At 61.0% G+C, this 14,083-nt stretch carries 11 protein-coding genes and 1 tRNA gene; all 12 read right to left on the reverse strand.

The window, feature by feature from the left end:
* Positions 1 to 187: 187 nt before the first annotated feature.
* Complete coding sequence (locus tag ACPQ6D_RS05440; protein ID WP_423223286.1) at positions 188 to 472, reverse strand: DUF2442 domain-containing protein; 285 nt, start codon at positions 470 to 472, stop codon at positions 188 to 190.
* Between the two features lie 14 nt (positions 473 to 486).
* Positions 487 to 747: a DUF4160 domain-containing protein gene (locus ACPQ6D_RS05445; protein ID WP_423223287.1), complete on the reverse strand. Its 261-nt coding sequence runs from the start codon at positions 745 to 747 to the stop codon at positions 487 to 489.
* A gap of 400 nt (positions 748 to 1,147) precedes the next feature.
* Positions 1,148 to 2,329: a glycosyltransferase gene (locus ACPQ6D_RS05450; protein ID WP_423223288.1), complete on the reverse strand. Its 1,182-nt coding sequence runs from the start codon at positions 2,327 to 2,329 to the stop codon at positions 1,148 to 1,150.
* Positions 2,330 to 2,353: 24 nt separating this feature from the next.
* Positions 2,354 to 3,724 (reverse strand): selenium cofactor biosynthesis protein YqeC, encoded by a 1,371-nt coding sequence (gene yqeC, locus ACPQ6D_RS05455; RefSeq protein WP_423223289.1) that lies wholly within the window; start codon positions 3,722 to 3,724, stop codon positions 2,354 to 2,356.
* Positions 3,721 to 4,557: a selenium-dependent molybdenum cofactor biosynthesis protein YqeB gene (yqeB, locus tag ACPQ6D_RS05460; protein ID WP_423223290.1), complete on the reverse strand. Its 837-nt coding sequence runs from the start codon at positions 4,555 to 4,557 to the stop codon at positions 3,721 to 3,723. The genes yqeC and yqeB overlap by 4 nt, the downstream gene beginning before the upstream one ends.
* The gene (locus tag ACPQ6D_RS05465) at positions 4,550 to 6,826 is read right to left on the reverse strand and encodes a xanthine dehydrogenase family protein molybdopterin-binding subunit (RefSeq protein ID WP_423223291.1); all 2,277 of its coding nucleotides are present in this window, start codon (positions 6,824 to 6,826) and stop codon (positions 4,550 to 4,552) included. The genes yqeB and ACPQ6D_RS05465 overlap by 8 nt, the downstream gene beginning before the upstream one ends.
* Before the next feature lie 25 nt (positions 6,827 to 6,851).
* Entirely contained in the window at positions 6,852 to 8,339 is a 1,488-nt protein-coding gene (locus tag ACPQ6D_RS05470) for an FAD binding domain-containing protein (protein WP_423223292.1), read from the reverse strand.
* Positions 8,340 to 8,364: 25 nt separating this feature from the next.
* The gene (locus ACPQ6D_RS05475; RefSeq protein ID WP_423223293.1) at positions 8,365 to 9,366 is read right to left on the reverse strand and encodes an LLM class flavin-dependent oxidoreductase; all 1,002 of its coding nucleotides are present in this window, start codon (positions 9,364 to 9,366) and stop codon (positions 8,365 to 8,367) included.
* 285 nt (positions 9,367 to 9,651) lie between these two features.
* The gene (locus ACPQ6D_RS05480; protein ID WP_423223294.1) at positions 9,652 to 10,557 is read right to left on the reverse strand and encodes a sigma-70 family RNA polymerase sigma factor; all 906 of its coding nucleotides are present in this window, start codon (positions 10,555 to 10,557) and stop codon (positions 9,652 to 9,654) included.
* A gap of 484 nt (positions 10,558 to 11,041) precedes the next feature.
* Positions 11,042 to 12,532 (reverse strand): DUF4139 domain-containing protein, encoded by a 1,491-nt coding sequence (locus ACPQ6D_RS05485; protein ID WP_423223295.1) that lies wholly within the window; start codon positions 12,530 to 12,532, stop codon positions 11,042 to 11,044.
* 198 nt (positions 12,533 to 12,730) lie between these two features.
* Complete coding sequence (locus ACPQ6D_RS05490) at positions 12,731 to 13,438, reverse strand: response regulator transcription factor (RefSeq protein ID WP_423223296.1); 708 nt, start codon at positions 13,436 to 13,438, stop codon at positions 12,731 to 12,733.
* A 214-nt stretch (positions 13,439 to 13,652) separates the two neighbouring features.
* Positions 13,653 to 13,729 (reverse strand) — tRNA-Arg (locus tag ACPQ6D_RS05495).
* Positions 13,730 to 14,083 lie beyond the last annotated feature (354 nt).

Consider the following 14,083-nt stretch of genomic DNA (forward strand, 5'->3'; position numbering starts at 1 on the left):
AAGGTCCTTCAAGCCAGTCACCTGGTTGGATTGATGCGGCCAAGTTTGAATCCTGACAGTGTGGTCTTGGTATGAGTCTACCACCGTTCGCACTGCTTCTCTCCCTGAAACACCAGGCAGCTTATGCATATGCAGCTTCACGAAAAGTGGTCAACAATGGACGCGCAACAAAGATTGCTCTATTGTGTCATCCGAGAACTGCTTCCAAAGCGTGTTCCGTTTCCTCAGATGTACGCTCAGCCTCCAGTTCATGCAATGCTTCGGGAGCAAAGTCTGCTTCATTCGGCCAAACCACTGTTCCCGCCACTGGGTCTAGCGTCATGCGGGCAAAGTACGCAGGATCCTGCAACGGCTCAAAGATGGGACCGTCAAGTAGTGACCACACATTCACCCGCTTGTGTACGCCGTCGTTGAAGACAACGTATAGCGAATGCGGACCACAGACCTTGGCTTCGATAATTCGCACAGCCATCGCTTGTTCTCTCCTCACTCTAGCGGCGGAATCTTGCGCAACGGCAGACCCGCACGCGCCAAGTCCCAATTCTCTCGCAATTCAGTCTGGTACATGGCCGCCCATTCAAAGACCATCGACTGCACTCGCCTTGGCAAGATTCCTTCGATGAGTCGGATCGGATCAATGCCGATTTCCGTATCGTACTGCGCATAAATCGCATGAAAATGCGGCGGCGCATGTTCTTTATAGTACATGTACACCGCGATGCCATAGAACTCCGACACTCTCGGCATGCCCTGCTCCTCACCCCTCATGACCGATGCAGCATTGACTACTCTGGCTGACAACGATTATAGCACAATAACCTTGTTTGTAGGTATTTTTTCCCAGCCGTGACACTCGTTGCCGCCCAACCAGTGTGTATACAGAATGATTCTGCCAAGCGCCGGCCTGGTCACCGCGGACAATAGGCGTCTATTGCGGAAGGACTCGAACTATTTTGATTTTAAGTGTGTACTGGTGAAATGTCAAAGGCACCGAATGACCCAGGGGTTTCGCTGATTTCGGACGCCTTTTCGATGTTGCTCTAGCGAACTCTCTCGCGCAGTTGATGCCAAGACTATTACCACCGATACCCACATCGAACATTCTGCAATGCTATGCTTGTAGGCGTACCGGCCGGTCCGTTCTGAGCTAGGTCCGTGGCCCGCGTGCCCACCAGCGCCGCCGGGCAGGGCGACGCTGGCGGATCTGGTCCTCATACAGCTCGACATAGCGCTGCGTGGTGGCGCGAATGTCATAGCGCATGCTGGTCTCGCGCGCGTGAGCAGCCAGGTTGGCGCGCAGGGTTGGCTCCGAGAAGAGGCGCAGCATCTTCAATGCCAGCGCGGCGTAATCGTGTTCCACCACAAAACCGTTGACGCCGTTCACGATGGTGTCGCTGATGCCCGGCGAATCAATGCCCAGCACCGGCAGGCCTGCGGCCATGGCTTCCAGCACCGTCATCGGGTGCACCTCGCTCACACTGGCCGTCACAAAGAAATCTGCCAGCGCCAGGTAACCAGGCATGTGCTCGTATGGAACCGGCCCGGTAAACAGGACTTGACCGCCAATGTCCATCTCCTGCGCATCCTGACGAAAATCTTCTAGCTCGGGGCCGCCGCCAATCATTAACAAACGCGCATCGGCTGACTCTCGCGCCACAGGAGCAAAGGCCCGCAGCAGGGTGCGTACGTTTTTTTCCCCGGACATGCGGCCCACAAAAGCAGCAACCGATGCCGACGCCGGCAGTCCCACGCTCGCACGATCTGTGCGCCAGGCGGGCTGGCGAAACCGCGCCACGTCAATCCCGTTCGGCACCACCTCGATCTGTCCACGCACACCCCAGCGTCGTAGGACTTCTTTGATACCGGCGGACGGGGCGATCACCAGGCTGCAGCGCTGCGTAAAGGCCGGGAAGAACGCCTCCAGGAATGAATCTGACATCGTGGCCGGCACAATGGGGAGGTACTGCTGCGCATACAGGTCGTAACGTGTGTGACTCGTGAACACCACGGGGATGCCATAGCGTGGGCCGAGTGTGGCCGCCATGGCGCCGCTCAAGAACGGGTGATGGACGTGCAGGATGTCCATACCGCTGAGCAGCTCGCGAATCTCGCGGTTGTAACCGAAGTTGATGTGATAGCCGGTATTGGAAAGCGGCACGGCCTGCGAGCGCACCACTCTGAACTCATCATCCTGGTAATCCGTGTGCCCCAGGGTGACGATCCACGGCTCGTGGCCTGCGTCCTCCAGTGCACGCTTGTGCAGGCTGACGAACGTGGTGATTCCGTTGATGATCGGTTTGTAGGCGTCCAGAAGCAATGCGATTCGCATAGTCAAATAACTACCCCAGTGAGTTCAACTATTTGCGTAAGCTAATAGATCGTTGATTGTGTCAATATCACGCGGCAGCGGCCGGTCGAAAGCCACGGGCGCCAGGGCATCGGCATAGGTAGACAACAGGGGACGCCCGCCGACATCTCCCGTGATGGCCAATAAATCGGGGAAAGTGCGCTGGTCGAAGAGCACGGGATTGCCGCGCGGCCCGCGATAAGTCGGAACCACCAGCGGAGCGAGGGTGGCGCGATGCCGGGCGACCAGGGCATCCACCACGTCAGGCGTCACGTCCGGCTGATCCGCCAGCAGGAAGACGGCTGCGGCCACAGGCGCCTTGTGCTCGCGCAGCGCACGGATGGCCGCATGCACCGAAGCTGATTGGCCCTCTGCCCACAGCGGGTTGCTGACGATCTGGATGCGCGCGCCAAAGGGCGTCAGCGTGGGCCGGATGATGTCCTCCCCGCAGCCCAGGACGACGACGATCGAGCTGAGGCTGGCGGCGTCCAGGGCCTGCTGAATGACGTGGTTGAGCAGGGTTGCGCCCTGCCAGGGCAGCAGCTGCTTCAGCCCGCCAAAGCGCCGCGCCGCGCCCGCAGCCAGGATCACGCCGGCAACGCGCCCCACGACCTCCACCGCGGGAACAGGGGTGGCGACGGCGCCCAAAATCACCTCGCTGATGCCAGCTTCTTGCTGCAGCAGCCGCTGCGCCAGCCGCGTGCTCACCTGGCCGATCTGCTCAGCGCCGAGCAGATCGAGTTTGTTGAGCAAGGGCGCGACGCGCGCGCCCGGTGGTCGGCCTTTCAGCCCGCCGTCCGCCTGACCAAGCAGGCGCGCGATGATCTCTGGGGTGACTGGCTCGCCAGGCCCTAGTCCCGTCAAGGCCGCCACTCGCGCGGGCCGATGGACATGAGCTTCGGTCAAAGGTTGGCCTAACACGTCCAGGCCAACGACAGGCGCCAAGATCGTGGTGCAGGCTGGAACGACCGGCTCATGTTCAGCGGGCGCTTTCAGCGGCCGCATACGCGCGCCGTCCGCTTCGACCAGCACAGCATCCACGCCCGGCATGCGGCTCATCGCCTCAACCGTTGCCGCCGGTACGCCGGGCGCTTTGTCCTGGATGTCATCGGTGGGGCCTGTCACCACGACATGGCGGTGCACAGCCAGCGCCGCGGCCAATTCAAACGGCAGGTAGGTCAGTTGATCCAGGCGCAGGTGGCACGGCGCCAGGCGGGTTTGGGTAGAAAAGATGCGCGTCGTGGATGTCGTGACGACCTGCCAGCCAGCGCTGACCAGTTCTTGCGCCAGGCAGAACATGGCCGTGGTCTTGCCGCCGCCGCCCGTGAAGCTGACAATATCACCGCGAACCAGCCGCAGCGCTTGGCTCAGGTTCATGGCGCACCATGACTCAAGATGGCTTCCAGGACACCGCCCGCCACGGCCAGCGATTTCTCTGAGATGGTGAAGCAATGACTGACATCCCCACGTGGGTCAAGGTCGCCAACTTTGCGACCGGCCTCCACTGCGCGGGATGGATGCACAAGGCCCCGCAGCACACCAGGAAAGAGCGCACGCACCGGGACTCCTTCTTCGCTCGCTGGCTGTGGACCGACGCGCGCAATAATCTCTCCGCTCTTGATGCGCTCGCCGATGGCATGCAGTGGAACGACATAACCATCTATCGGTGCGCGCAGCACTCGGGTGGCTGTATATCCTTCGATGGGGCCGGGCGTACCGGTATCTGGCAGCGCCTGACCCTCCCAAAGAACGCGGCCCAGGGTGTGCCCGCGGTGCGTCTCCACGATGGCGTGACAGTCCTGGCCCGCGGTAAACCCGGGCCCCAGTGCAATCACCAGCGGCGCATCGGTCGAGTGTGTTCCGGTGTTCTGCTTCGCCATGATGGCATCCACCACCACAGCCGGCTTCAGCGCATGCAGCAGATCGGCCGGCGGCGTCACCAGTATTGGGATGGCGCCGGCCGCCAGCGTCGCCAGGGTCTCGGCCAGTGTATCCACCCGCTGCGCCCTCATCCCTTCGATGATGGTTTCTCCGGCGTAAACCGCTTCGGCAAAGCAGACGGCGCGCCGCACACAAAACGGCTGCGCGAGCTCGGTCATTGCCACGGCAAAGCCACAGCGGCGCAGCCGGTATGCCACACCAGAACCGAGATCGCCTGCGCCCTTGATGAGCACTACCCTCTGATCTGAGGCGGCAAGCCCTTTACTCATGCCGCCTCGCGCCACGCAGCGCCCGCCACACCCGTTCGGGCGTGAGCGGCAGGTCGTTCATCCAGACGCCGGTTGCCGCATGCACGGCGGCGACAATCGCAGGCGCCGTGGGGATGAAGGGCATCTCGGCCATGCCGCGTGCGCCAAACGGGCCTTGCGGGTCAGGAATTTCCAGGATCACCGGCTCCACCTCATCCGCCACGTCGGCGATGGTGGGGATCAGGTAAGTGCTCAGGCGACTTGTGAGCACCTGGCCGTCCTTCTGCTTGAAATCTTCCAGGAGCGTCCAGCCCTGCGCCTGCGCCACCGCGCCCTCGATTTGTCCTGTGACCTGCTGCGGGTTGATGGCTTTGCCCACGTCATTGACGGAAACGAGGCGGCGGAGGTGAATGCGACCGGTGTCCACATCTACTTCGACTGCGGCTGCCTGCGCGCAATAGCCGAAGGTGATATTGGGGTCCGATTCGCCGGTCTCCTTGTCGTAAGCTGTGGTGGCACGCGGCAGGTATCGCTGGCGAACGACGACCGGCCGATCCTCCTCAGCTTGCCATTGCGCCAGCGCCTGGCGCGCCGCGGCGACGATGGCATTGCCGGCCATGAAGGTCATGCGGCTGGCTGAGGCGCTGCCGCTGTTATCGGTCAGCGCGGTGTCGGAAGCGATCAATTCAACCTGCGCCAGCGGGACGCCGATGGCCTCCGCGGCCATTTGGCGCATCAGGTTGTGCGCGCCCTGGCCGACATCGGCCCCGGCGTGATGCACAACCACCCGTTCAATCTGCGATTCTCCGTGCAGTTCGATGGTAGCAAAGGACTCATCCACAAAACCCAGGCTGAACCCGACATTTTTGAATGAAAGCGCCAAGCCCGTCCCGCGGCGCAGGTTCTCGCCGGCCGCATCCAACGCCGTCTGGAAGCGATGCGCAGGCGCCGCGGCCCGGCTGAAGGCTGGGTCGGGCTGCCAGCCGTTCGCCATGCGCACCCAACCGGCTTCGCTGGCGCAGCGCGCCAATACCTCCGGCGCGGTGCAACCCGCGGGGATTCGACTGCGGGTCGCCAGGATGGAGCCTTCGTGTAGTACGTTGCGCGCTCGAAACTCTACCGGATCGAGACCCAGGGCTTCGGCCAGGTAATTCATTTGCATTTCGGCGGCAAAATGCCCCTGCGGACCGCCAAACCCACGGAACGCGCCGGACGGCACGTTGTTGGTGTAGACCGTGCGCGCATCCACGGCGACGTTGGGGATGTCGTACGGCCCCAGACACATCAGCGTGACGTTGCCGAGCACTTTGGTGCTCGTGTACGTGTAAGCGCCGCAGTCGCTGGTCACATCAACGCTGGCGGCCAGCAGGCGTCCGTCACGGTTTGCGCCCCAGCGTGCCTTGATGACCATGGGATGACGCTTGTGGTGACCAATGATAGACTCTTCGCGACTCCAGACGATCTTGACCGGTCGGCGGATGCCGCGCTGACTCAAGCGCCATGCGGCTAACGCCAGGACAATCTGTACGGACATGTCCTCACGCCCGCCAAACGCGCCGCCGATGGCTGGATAGATCACTCGAATTTGATCGAGCGGCAGGCCCAGTGCGTGCGCGATCTCCTTGCGGTCTTCATGCACCCATTGCCCGGCCACATACACCGTGACCACGCCGTTGTCGTCCACGGCGGCAAGACCCGCTTCTGGCTGCAAGTAAGCATGCTCTTGCGCATGGGTAGTGTAGGTCTGTTCGATCACGACATCGGCCGCCGCCAGTGCTGCCTCGACGTCGCCGCGGCGGATGCGGTAGCTGTGCACCACGTTGCTGGGGCGTTCCGGGTGGACGCGAGGGCTGCTCGTCAGCATGGCTTGGAGCGGGTCGGTGACCACTGGCAAGTCCTCATAATCCACCTGGATCAAGGAAAGCGCGGCCGCTGCCTGCGCGGCCGTTTCGGCCACCACCAGGGCAACCTGGTCGCCAACGAAGCGCACGATGTCGCTGCCTGCCTGCGTATTCACGTCATCCAGCGGTCCACAAAGCACCGGTTGGTCAGCGATAATCAAGCCGTAGCTGTTGTGCGGCACATCACGAGCCGTAAACACGGCCACCACGCCGGGCGCAGATTCAGCGGCGGTCGTGTGCAGCGCGCGGATACGAGCATGCGGCCGCCCGGCAAAGAGGATTTTCATCCACAGTTGATCTGGCAGGTCTATGTCGCCTGGATAGTGCGCGGCGCCCGTCACCTTTGACCAGGCGTCGGCGCGAGGATGACTGCTGCCAACAGCACGCATAGAGACTCCTTCCGCCGCGACGGCGTTACTTCGGTGTGGCGGTCGCTTGTGGCAACGCCGGATGGCTGGCTCTGACAACGGCCTCGATGATTTTCGCATAGCCAGTGCAGCGACAGAGGTTGCCAGCAAGGGCTTGCTCAATGGCGTGGCGGTTGGGGGATGGATTCTCGGCCAACAAGCGGGTGGCCGACATCAAAAGACCGGGCGTGCAATAGCCGCACTGCGTGGCGCCGGCCATGACGAAGGCCCGTTGCAGGGCATTGACAGCGGGGGACATGACGCTATTGTCCACATCTGCTGTCAAGCCTTCGATGGTGACGACGCTGCAGCCCTCAAGCGCCGGCGCAGGCACAAGGCAGCTCATCACCGCCGCGCCGTTCAGCAAGACGGTGCAAGCCCCACATTCTCCTTCTGCGCAGCCTTCTTTCGTCCCGGTCAGGTGGGCGCCGCCAGCTTCGGGCGTGGCGCGCAGGAGATCGAGCAGCGTTTTGCCATTGGCATGATGAACCGTTGCTGGTTGGCCGTTGAGCGTGAATTGAATCGCGTCGGCTTCACGGGGAATGGAGGCGCCTGATTCATCGGCTGATGGGTGGTGCCAGGCGCACGCGCCCAGCGTAATGGGGTTCGGCTCCCATCCCTCGCGCGTGCGTCCATCGCGAATCTGCGTCAGGGCGCGGCGGGTCAGCACCGCAACCATGTCACGGCGGTAGTCGGCGCTGGCGCGCACATCATCAATTGGGCGGCTGGCGGCCGCGGCCAACATGGCCGCCTGCTCAATCGTCGTCTCATCCAGGATCGAGCCGACGAGTGCTTGCTCGGCGTCTGTGGCGCGCACGATGGTTGGCGCTACCGCGCCCAGGGCGATGGCCGCGTGCTGCACGTGCTCACCCTGGCGATGCAGCACGATCGCCACGTTGACCACGGAAATCGCCTGCGCGCGTCGCAAACCGAGCTTGAGGAACGCGCCGCTGGCGTGGTCATCCAGTCCACGGAAAGCAATGTCAACCAGGAGTTCGTCGGGCGCCAGCGCGGTGCGGCGCACACCCTGGAAAAACTGCGCGCACGAGAGCGTGCGCGTTCCGCGCCGGCTCAGCAGCGTCAAGGTTGCGTCCAAGGCCCACAGCGGTGTGATGGTGTCATTCGCGGGCGACGCGGTGATCACGTTGCCGGCGACGGTGCCCCGGTTGCGAATCTGCGGCGCGCCAACTTCCCAACAGGCACGCGCCAGGGGGAACGCGCGTTCAACCGCCAGGGGTGATGCGACCACCTGATTGTGAGTGACGAGCGGGCCCAGGTGCACCCAACCGTCGTTGTCCAGGCGGATGGCATCGAGGCCGGGGATGCGCGTAATGTCAATGAGAATCTTCTGCGGGCGAACGCCGCGCGCCAATTCGAGCAGGAGGTCCGTACCGCCGGCGATGATGCGCGCATCATTGCCATAGTCAGCCAACAGATCCAACGCGTCGGCCAATGAGGTCGGCGTTATGTAGTGGTTCCAGGTGGAAGAAGCCATGAGTTTGTTCTAACCAGGAGCTTGTTCAGGAATAGCCGTCGGCAAAGGTGTCAATCATCAGCTTGACATCACCCATGGGATACAAGATGGGGCAGGTGCAGCCGTTGGCGACGTACTCGCGCACCCTGGCGCGCGCCTCGTCGGGCGTTCCCGTGGCGCTGATGCGCAAGACCAAATCGTCTGGCACGTATTTCATGGCCGCGCGCACCTGTTCGTGCGTGGCCGGCCAGCCGAGGATGCTCTGAATTTGGGCCACGACATCAGGCGAAACGCCGCTGGCTTTGGCAATGTGAGGTTGCTGCGCCAGGTATTGGGTCAAGAGCTCTTTGGCGCCCTCGATGGCCTGGCCGCGGTCTTCGTGCACCGAGCAGACCACCAACTGCGGCCGATCAATGTCGTCGAGGCTGCGGCCTGTGCGGCGCGCGCCCTCGGCCAGGGCTTCCAGCGCCGGGGCGTTGTAATCTGGCGGTACGCAATAGTTGAGCACCACGCCATCGGCAATCTCACCGGCCAACTTCATCATTTCCATGCCGGTCGCGCCAATATACATCGGCACGTGACGGGCTTCGTGGCGACCATGCACGACATCGAGTTCAATACCAGTGACATGGTGGAATTCACCGTCGAACGTGACCGTTTCCATACGCAGGAGGCGACGCATCACCTCGATGGTCTCACGCATGGCCAGCAGCGGCTTGCGGCGCTCGATGCCGACATTGCGCGCCAGCGGGTCCCACCAGGCGCCGATGCCGCAGATGATGCGATCGGGCGCCAGATCGTCCAGGGTGAGGAAGGTTGCCGCCAACAGGCCGATGTTACGCGTCCAATTGTTGATGACGCCGGAACCGATTTTGATGCGCTTGGTGACGGCGGCGAAGGCTGCCATCGGCACGATGGCGTCACGCACCAGGCGGGATTCGGCCTGCCAAACCGCTTCGAAGCCGCGGTCTTCGGCGTACTGGGCGTACTCCATTCCCTCACGGATGTCATGTTTGTCTTGCAGGTAGAGAGCTACTCGATCTGGCATGGAACGACCTCCTCGTCGCGTTTGAACCGGCGGCGTGCGAGAGATGGCGCCGACAGCATGGTGATCACGTCTACCCGTCATTCTACCAGCGAACGTTGGTCACGTCAACCTGAATTGCTTGCACCAATCCGAGCGATGAGCGCAGCTCAAGATGGCAGCGCGTTCGGCGGCGACAACCGACGGGGCAACCGTAGGCCATGGTCACGGCTTCTGAGAAGCCAAGAACTAAAAAGCGCGCCCTGGAACTCAATCCGAGCGCGCTTTTTTGACAATGGGGAAAGAAGGTTAACCTGGCTCGTAGCGACTTGCCAACTCCGGCGCGGACAGCAGCTTTGCCAGCGCCTCCTTTTGGATCTGGCGCACGCGTTCGCGCGTCAGCCCCACATGTTTGCCGATCTCGGCCAACGTGTGTTCTTGCCCGCCTCCCAGGCCAAAGCGCATACGCAGGATTTCCGCCTCGCGCCGGTCCAGTCGAGTCAACTCGTCGTTCAGCGCATCGTAGAGCAGCGAGCGATAGGCGTGGTCCACCGGTTCAGGCGCATGGGCATCGCTGATGCGGTTCATCAGGGTGCGCTCTGCCTTGTCGTCTTCGTCGCCGCCAATCGGTGCATTGAGCGACGCGGCATGCATATCGCCCAACTGCAGGGTGTAGCTGACTTGCTCAGACTCCCAACTCAGACTTTCGGCTATCTCTTCCGTAGATGGATCGCGCCCCAAGCGCTGTGAAAGCCGATCGCGCGTCTGATAGATTTTGCTCAACTGTTCCACGCGATAGGATGGCAGTCGAATGGTGCGACTCTGATTCGACAGTGCGCGCGTGACGGCCTGGCGAATCCACCAGACGGCGTACGTGCTGAACTTATTCCCCTTGCGCCAATCGTACTTTTCAACGGCTTGCAGAAGGCCTGCCATCCCTTCCTGCACCAAATCTTCCATGGGCAGTCCCAGGTTCTGATAGCGTCGGGCCACACTAAAGACCAGCCGCAGGTTTGCCAAGATGAGCGCCTGGCGGGCGCGCTCGCCCTGCCGTTGTTGCGCTTCCAACTCATACCGTTCTGCTTCTGTGATGGCTTGACGATTGTGCAGGTTTTGACGAGCCGCTTTTCCGGCTAACATGTGCTGAGCTAACAGGCGCTCTTTCTGAACATCGAGCAGCGGGGTTTGCGCAATCTGTTCCGTATAGTGTCCCATGCAGCCACCTCGATCTTGCCATGATCCCAGTCTGTTCGTTTTGGTCAATGAGGCTGGTCAGGCCGCGGTTTCCATACTTTTTATGATCTTATTCAGAAAAATTATAGCACAACGGTGCAACTTCACCGTAGCATGTCTTCCAAAAGTGACTGAATGCGGTGGATGTGCGCGGATGAGAGCCGGGGGAAATAGACAGGCGCCCATCTTTGAGTGGTCTAAGATGGGCGCCTGCCTCTTCGGTTCTACGGAAATGACGAGGGAGAGACCGAGGGCCACCGGCGGGTGTGGCAACGAGGTTCCCTCTGAAGGCGGTTGGCGTCAACGCACTGGAGGTCGAACGACGCCGCGGAGGTTACTCTCCGATCCCGTCAACCCGTGGTGACGAAAACACCGCTTGGTGTCACTCGAAGTATAACAAAAAAGTGACGAAACTCCAAAAAGCGACTTCAGCCATCCGCAGACCTCCGGTGAGAGGTCGCAGCGGCTACATGCTGTAGCGCACCGTGTAGGTGATTTCCGCCGAACCGTTAGCCTCAACTGGCACGCGCCACTCGATGGTCTGCGCGTCTGCCTTGGTGTAGCCCTTATCGCTGGCCTGCACGATCTCCCACTGGCTCCAGCGGTATAGATGCTCGACCACGCGCACTTCCACGGCGCTCTCCTTGCGGTTGCGCAGGACGATCTTGAAGGTTTCCTCGACGGTCTTGTCGCCCAGGCGCTTGAAATCGGTTTGGGTGCGTTCGCCCACAATATCGAACGCATCGCCGACATAGAGTTCAACCTTCTCGCCTTTGGCCGTGTGACCGATCTGATTTTCGCCAATCAGCAGCGGCACACCATCCACATCAGGCTTGAAGACACGCACCACGCCGGCTGGCAGCGCCGCGTCCAGGTTGTTCGCCTTGCCCGTGGTGAATTCCAACATCGTCTTGACCTTTGCCTGGTTGGCGGCGCCGTAGCTTTGGTCGAAGACTGGCCCATAGCCGCCGTATGTCAGGGCAGAGCCATCGAAAACGAAACTCTTCGTCGTCGTGATGTTGGCGCCGGTCACGAATTCGACCTGCTTGGTTTGATTGTTGCTCACGGTAACGGGCCGGTTTACTTCATACAGATGATATTCAAAGAAGCCGCGCTCGCTGACTTGCGGTGCTGGCGGCGCCTGTGCTGCATCCACCGTGCGCGCCAGCATCAGCTTTTCGCTGTTATCGGTTGCGGCGCGTGCGATATTGCCGGCCACCAGCTTGAGCTTGGCGTCCTTGTAGGCCGCGCCGCTGTGGTTGTCTAGCGTGATCCAACCATTGAGATCGAGGGCCTTTTCATTTTCTGCCAACAGAAGGACATAATTGGCTTGCCAACTGAGGCCGCCTGTCAGATATGTGACATCCGTTGTGTGGGAACCAGCCTTGTCGGTGTCAACGGTCCACACGAGGGTGGGGCGCGTGATAAGGCCGTCGGGCAGGGCCGGGAAGGTAAAGGTGCGAATCTCGTCGCGGCGCAGAACCGTGACCTGGCCGTCATCCGCCATCAGGATGACATCGCCGTTGCCATTCAGCAGTTTGCCTTTGTGGCTTGCGCCGTCTTTGGTGACGATTTCAATCGCCTGGTCAAGGTACTTTTCCAGCAGTTTATCTGCGCCGACCAGGTCATACTCGTAGTTTTGTTCCAGCACACGGGTGCCGGCTGGCGAGGTGCGCGAGGCAAAGCGCACACTGGTTGGGTCAATCATCGCCGGCACATCGGCGTAGCGAATCTGATTCAGGCCCAGGGTGAGGGTAATGGGTCGAGTTTCCTTGACTAACGCCAGGTTTTCATTGTACACCGTCAACTCGATGCTCTTGTTGCCTTCATCACCTGCAGATCCTTGCCAGGCTGGCGCCGGCAGCGCGGTCGTGAGGATGAGCAGCGCCGCCATGAGAGCAGCCGCCAAGCGCCGCTCCGGTTTGTGGATGATGAACGCTCGTTTCAGTGTCAACATGATCTTCTCCTTCAGGTGTCTCTTGCATGGTTCAATATGCGTATTTGTGGCCCGCGGCTGAGTGTCCGCATTGGCTGTCTGCCAGACGGATGAGGCGAAAGAAAGGTTCCCCCTGTTCGCCGGAGAGTCCACTTGGATATTTCGGCTCGCTCAATAGGCCGGCTTTGAGAGGATCTTCCCATCGCCCACTATGCGTGTTCACTGCGGGTCATTGGAGAGTTGAATCAGCAGGTACCCAACGCCTGGCTCGCTGCGGATGATTTGGGGATGGGCGGGGTCAGCTTCAATTTTCTGGCGCAGACGGTAGATACTGGCGCGCAGGATGGTTACATCGTCGCGATACTCGGGTCCCCAGACGGTGCTCAAAAGGTAGCTGTGCAGCAGCACACGGCCCGGGTGACTGATGAATTCGACCAGCAATCCATATTCCGTGGGAGTCAAGTGTACCTCGTTGCCCGCCACCATCACTCTGCGCAGGCCCAACTCAACGCGTAACTGCCCGCTTTCAAAGACGCCAGCGTCAGCCGGCCGCGGCGCCGCGTGATAGCGGCGCAGGACAGCCTGAATACGGGCGAGCAGTTCGCGGCGGCCAAACGGCTTGGTGAGGTAGTCATCAGCGCCCATTTCTAGGCCGCGCACCTTATTGTCTTCTTCTTCCCAGGCGGTGACAATGATCAGCGGCACGTCGCTCACCTGCCGCAGGCGCGCCAGAACATCGAAGCCATTCAACCCGGGCAAACCGAGGTCCAGCAGCACCATGTCCACATCAGGTTGCTGCGCCATCTGCAGGCCTTCTGTGCCGGTGCTGGCAGTCAGCACGCGATAGCCGGCCAATTGTAAGGTGGTGCGGAGCAGCTGCAGGATGCGAATTTCGTCGTCAACGGCGAGAATAGTTTGCTTGGTCATGTGACTATTCCCATCCTTTCTGGGCGATGATGTGAATCAGCCGTAGTCGTAGGCATGGTTTTGGGGATAGGCGCGGGGCAACAGCCTGATTGTAGCCCCAAATGGAGTTCGGCGCAACTCACCCGCCCATGAAAAACGGGGCAAGCCACGCATGAGTGGGCACAAAAAAGAGCCGATCATGTGTGTGATCGGCTCTTTGCTGCAACAAGCGGAGTGGTACCCCAGAGGCGACTCGAACGCCTGGCCTTCTCCTCCGCAGGGAGACGCTCTAATCCACTGAGCTACTGGGGCATCTGGACTGACAAGCAAAATTGTAGCACAAAGCTGTATGAGCGCCAAATTTGCATGGCATGTTCACGCGTGCGCGGCAAGGCTGGCGCAGCGCACGGCGTTCCGTGGGCGGCGGCTGCCCTGTCCTCGCCCCTCGTGCATCTCAGCGGCGATCGAAGCGGTTGCATTTGTACGCGCGGGCGACCAAAGTTTGACATCCATCCTCATTTGTGTAATAATTACACTTGATATGGCAGCGAATCAAACGTTGCTGTTGGCCGCTCGTTCGCCGTTGCGACATCAGTTGCAATGACATGGTTAGGCAAGACGTTCAGCATGCTGAACACCTTGGTGACTCGATGTCACCTTTGACCA

It is taken from the genome of Candidatus Amarolinea aalborgensis (genome assembly GCF_900491745.1).
Classification (GTDB): Bacteria; Chloroflexota; Anaerolineae; order SSC4; family Amarolineaceae; genus Amarolinea; species Amarolinea aalborgensis.

What these genes read in the sequence shown, in the direction of transcription:
- ACPQ6D_RS05485 (WP_423223295.1), bottom strand. Translation starts at nt 12,532, where the DNA reads ATGTTGACACTGAAACGAGCGTTCATCATCCACAAACCGGAGCGGCGC.
- ACPQ6D_RS05465 (WP_423223291.1), bottom strand. Translation starts at nt 6,826, where the DNA reads ATGCGTGCTGTTGGCAGCAGTCATCCTCGCGCCGACGCCTGGTCAAAG.
- ACPQ6D_RS05445 (WP_423223287.1), bottom strand. Translation starts at nt 747, where the DNA reads ATGCCGAGAGTGTCGGAGTTCTATGGCATCGCGGTGTACATGTACTAT.
- ACPQ6D_RS05450 (WP_423223288.1), bottom strand. Translation starts at nt 2,329, where the DNA reads ATGCGAATCGCATTGCTTCTGGACGCCTACAAACCGATCATCAACGGA.
- yqeB (WP_423223290.1), bottom strand. Translation starts at nt 4,557, where the DNA reads ATGAGTAAAGGGCTTGCCGCCTCAGATCAGAGGGTAGTGCTCATCAAG.
- ACPQ6D_RS05440 (WP_423223286.1), bottom strand. Translation starts at nt 472, where the DNA reads ATGGCTGTGCGAATTATCGAAGCCAAGGTCTGTGGTCCGCATTCGCTA.
- ACPQ6D_RS05475 (WP_423223293.1), bottom strand. Translation starts at nt 9,366, where the DNA reads ATGCCAGATCGAGTAGCTCTCTACCTGCAAGACAAACATGACATCCGT.
- ACPQ6D_RS05470 (WP_423223292.1), bottom strand. Translation starts at nt 8,339, where the DNA reads ATGGCTTCTTCCACCTGGAACCACTACATAACGCCGACCTCATTGGCC.
- yqeC (WP_423223289.1), bottom strand. Translation starts at nt 3,724, where the DNA reads ATGAACCTGAGCCAAGCGCTGCGGCTGGTTCGCGGTGATATTGTCAGC.
- ACPQ6D_RS05490 (WP_423223296.1), bottom strand. Translation starts at nt 13,438, where the DNA reads ATGACCAAGCAAACTATTCTCGCCGTTGACGACGAAATTCGCATCCTG.
- ACPQ6D_RS05480 (WP_423223294.1), bottom strand. Translation starts at nt 10,557, where the DNA reads ATGGGACACTATACGGAACAGATTGCGCAAACCCCGCTGCTCGATGTT.